Here is a 4,236-nt window from a genome sequence, read left to right on the forward strand (position 1 = left end):
GTTCTGGGATGGCTGCGATTGCACCGGCGGCTGCTCGTAGAAGTTCTGCTCCGGCTCCGGCTGGCCGGGAATCTTCATGTCCTCCGATGCAAGAATCAGCCGGCATCCGCAATCATCGCAAAAGCCGTCCTCCTGGGAAAACACCCGCCCGCACTTCGGGCAAACTCTCTTCATATTGCTCAAAAGAAATTCCTCCTTTTTTGAGAATCGGTTCTTAGAACCTGTCTTCACAAGACACATGTAAGACGGGTTCTTATTGCATCAGTGAAAATGACTCCACAAACCCGCTCTCCTTTTCGCAGTAGAGCACACCATCCACAATGACCGGATAGGTCACGTTTGCGGCACGCTGCTGCAATCCGGAGCCGTCTGTGTCGCAATAGTAGAGCGTGCCCTTTTCATCAGCAAAGCAGAGCATGCCGTCCACATAGTTGGTAAAGCGTGCGTATCCGCTGTGAATTTTCTGCACACCGGATCCGTCCAGATTCATCCGGTACAGATCACGGCTGGTGCGGTCGGCGGAGAAAAAGATGGTGTCCTCTGCCACACAGATGTCGGAGCTCTCTCCGCTGTAGAGCGTTTTCAGACCGCTGCCGTCCAGATTCATGGCACAGAGGGAAAGACCGTCATCAAAGTTGCAGAAGTAAATGCGGTCTGCGTAGATGTTCATGTACCACTCCTCGCAGGCTTTCAGCACTGCCAGCTGGGAGCCATCCGGCTTCATCCGGCAGATCTCGTGGGTATCGCCGTTCACCCGGCTGAAATACAGCCAGTCCTGATCATAAGTCAGTTCATAGCAGTACATGTCGTACACCACTTCGAATCCGCTGCCATCGGCGTTCATCTTGCAGATTGCATTGTTCCGGTCGGCATCCACAAAATACAGCTGGTCGCCCACGCCGTTCATGTAGTACGCAGATTCCGCCGAAATTCTCACTGCATCTTCCGCACTATTGGAAACAACCCGGTAAATGCCGTTGGAATCGCTCCAATAGATGTACGTGCCGTCAAAATAGGCGTAACCGCCGTTGACAATATTCGAAGCGCCGTTTCCGGCCTCCCGCAGTGCCTGCGTTTCCGCATCGTCGGCAGCGCTCCCTGTTGTTACAGCAGTTGTGGTCTGCGCTGCAAACTGGAAGTGCGTCTCGGTATCCTCCGCCGTGGTTTCCAGCGCCGGCTGCGATGCCTCTGCGGTCATCACCTGCGCTGTTTCCAGTGCCTCCTGTCCGGCCGATGTCTGTTCCTTTCGCAGTCCCACGTTCCAAACAAGCAGCAGCACCAATACTGCCAGCAGTGCTGCCAACAGCAGAATCAGCAGGATAAATCCAACCTTTTTCGGGTTGCCGGAAGCCGCTTTCGAACCGCCGGCATTGGTCACAGGCGGCGCACTGTTTTTCCACGAATTTTCCCCGTTTTGCACAGGTGGTTTCATCTGCTCCAGAGATGCGCCGCATTCCTCACAGAACACGCTGTCTGCCTCACAGATGCACCCGCAATTGGGGCATCGTTTCTTTGCATCCATAAAAACCTCCCAAATTCTCGGAGCGTGCTTCGGAAAGGAAACACGCTCCGATTGATTTGATCTCTTATGCCTTTTTAAAATGAAACAGGAACGGCGGCATTGCCGGAAGTCCGATGATGGCATCGCCCAGACCAAGACGGGAGATGTCCCAGTCCTCCACCACAAAGGAGTCCCGCACATTTTCGATGATGCCGCGTGTCTGCACTGAAGACATGTAAGTATCCTTCTTGCGGTTGCGCCCGAACAGGTTCTTAATGTACTGCTTGGATTCGTAGTCGTTCACATTGAAGCAGACGCTGGTCATAAATCCGGAGAGAATGCTGATGGCACGCTCTCTGCCATACGCCTCGTACACCTGTTCCACATTCTGCACGCCGATCATAAACTTCACGCCCAGACTTCTGCCGAAGTTCACGGCATCGTCTACGTGCTGGAGATTCGGCAAAAGCCGGAACTCGTCCGTGATAAAGTAGGTGTTGCCGCTGGTCTTGTTGCGCCCCAGCGCCTCCTTGATCGCCAGATCAAAAAGAAGGCTATAGACCGGCGAGAGCATCGCACCGATTTGCAGGTCGTACTCCAGAAACACGAATCTTCCGCCCTTTTTCCGCACCAGATCCCGCATGGAGAGCGTCCCCGCCTTTTTGAAGTTGCCGATGAGGATTTCCCGCACGGTCTGCTGCAGTTCGGAGATCACGCCCTGTGTCTGGGGCGAACGGTCATCGGAAATATAACTGATCATCGCCTCCATATCCGGATGAGCTGCCAGCATTTTGCGAATGTCCGCTGCCGGCGAGGAATCCAGAAATGCACGCAGCGATGCGTTGTCCATGTTTTCGTTCCGCCGGCAGGCATCTGTCAGCACCGCTGAGAACAGATCCCGTGCCGCATTGGGGAAAAAGGGCTGCTGGGTCTTTTTTGCCTTTTCCGCAAAGAGGGACTTTGCGATCTCAATGATGGTTTCCTCCATGGAATCATCCCGCCGAATCTCCCGAAAAATATTCCAGTAGTTGGGCTTTCCGGTTTCGTCCACTGCCGTGCCATCGTTGGAGATCACCACATCTCCGGGGCGGTAGAACTTCTGGTAGAAATCGCCCTTGGTGTCGAAGATAATTACCACATCCTGATCTGTCACGCCAGCCCGAAGCTGTCCGAGAATCTGGTCAAAGACGTTGGTTTTTCCCGTACCGATTCCGCCGAGCAGGAGCATGTGCCGGCTGAACAGTTCGTCGTCCACCTTGACATAGCAGTCTCTGCCGTTGCGGTCAATGCCGCAAAATGCACACTTGGCGTAGTTTGCCGGAGATTGCAGGGGCACTTGGTACAGCTGGTTCCCTTCAAAGACCTCCACACGCTTCATTGTCGCATTCATGTTTCTGCCCTCTTACTGTTTCCACTTGCTGACAGCGCTGTCACCCAGCTTGTTCAAATCGGTGATAATGGAGTTCACCTCACGAATTGCCTGCTCGGTATCCTCCGTCGGCAGCACCTCGGTATAGCCAACGGTTTCCCGTGCTGCGTGGAACATCCGTGTGCGGGAAATCTCCATTGCCACCTGACCGGTCTTGGACTTCACCTGGAACTTCAAATCCGGAATGAAGATAAAGACGATCAGCGTAATGAGTGCCAGCACCAGCGTTACCACCATGAGGAGAATCATGATGCCGCGCCAGAGTGTGTGGAAAAAGCCGTCCTCAATTTGATTCTGATACCACAGGAATTCCTCGGTATTCAGCAGATAGTTCAGGAAGAAGCATACACTGGTCACGTTGAGTCCGGCGAGCTTCAGCAGCCATTTCTTATGCAGCAGGAAAAACGGAACGGTTCCGGCAACGCCGAAGATCAGGAGCATCAGCTTCTGGAAGAAGTTGATATTCGAAGAAAAACGGTCAAAGTCCAGATTCTGGAACAGCAGCAGCATGATCAGGCTGAGCACGATACCTGCCAGAAACGGCGCAACAATCCACGCAGCGATCAGATTGAACAGGCTGAACTTGTAGCTCTTCCGCACATCCACACCGCCGATCTCGTTGATGTTGAAGTCATATTGCAGGCAGGTTCTGCCACGCAGCAGAATCCGTCCCGGCGCACGGATGAGCAGCCGCTTGTTGGTCACCTGCATCCGAGCCTCCGCACGCTTCAGGAGCGCTCTCGACCGCAGGACAGCAAAGCGGTACTGTCGAACCGGCTCTTCACAGTCCGTGGGCGGGACATTCTCCGGAACGATCTGCATGCCGCGTTCATAGACGCTGGTGTTGTTGGTCTTGGGGTCGCCGAAGCCGGCACGGTTTTTCCATGCCACCCAGAAATTCTTTGCCTTTTCCTTGTCCACGGAGATGTTGATGTGCTTGCTGTCCATTTCCATACCGAATCCCATCTTGCTGCCGGGGGCTGTCTGCTGCTCCGGCGGAACTGCACCATAACTCGGTGCGCCCTGCTGGGGATTGGGGTTGTAGTACTGCCCTGCCTGGGGTGCGCCTGTTGCCTGTGTGTTCCAGGGCTGTGCCGGCTGGGATGCCGGTGCAGCAGGCTGTGGTGCCGGCTGAGGGTTGCACTTGGGGCAGATGCCGTTGCCGTTCAACGGTGTGCCGCACTTCTTACAAAACTTTGCCATGATTCCAAATCCTCCTGTTTTTTAAATCTTCCCAATCATTTGAACCTGTTTTTTAAGACACAGGTTCTTAGAGCTTGTGTTCATAGGAAATATATGCGGATTT

At 54.0% G+C, this 4,236-nt stretch carries 4 protein-coding genes; all 4 read right to left on the reverse strand.

Annotated features, from left to right (window positions below):
* Positions 1-183, reverse strand: a 183-nt coding sequence (locus tag QZL66_RS02120; RefSeq protein WP_369677350.1) for a hypothetical protein, incomplete at its 3' end; no start/stop codon positions are given.
* A gap of 70 nt (positions 184-253) precedes the next feature.
* On the reverse strand, positions 254-1,522 hold the full coding sequence (locus QZL66_RS02125) for a DUF5050 domain-containing protein (protein WP_022410114.1): 1,269 nt from the start codon (positions 1,520-1,522) through the stop codon (positions 254-256).
* Between the two features lie 64 nt (positions 1,523-1,586).
* Positions 1,587-2,891, reverse strand: a complete 1,305-nt coding sequence (locus tag QZL66_RS02130; RefSeq protein ID WP_022410115.1) for a type IV secretory system conjugative DNA transfer family protein — start codon at positions 2,889-2,891, stop codon at positions 1,587-1,589.
* A gap of 12 nt (positions 2,892-2,903) precedes the next feature.
* Entirely contained in the window at positions 2,904-4,133 is a 1,230-nt protein-coding gene (locus tag QZL66_RS02135; protein WP_022410116.1) for a hypothetical protein, read from the reverse strand.
* Between the last annotated feature and the right edge of the window lie 103 nt (positions 4,134-4,236).

This window comes from Ruminococcus sp. CAG:330 (assembly GCF_000437175.1).
Classification (GTDB): domain Bacteria; phylum Bacillota; class Clostridia; order Oscillospirales; family Ruminococcaceae; genus Ruminococcus_C.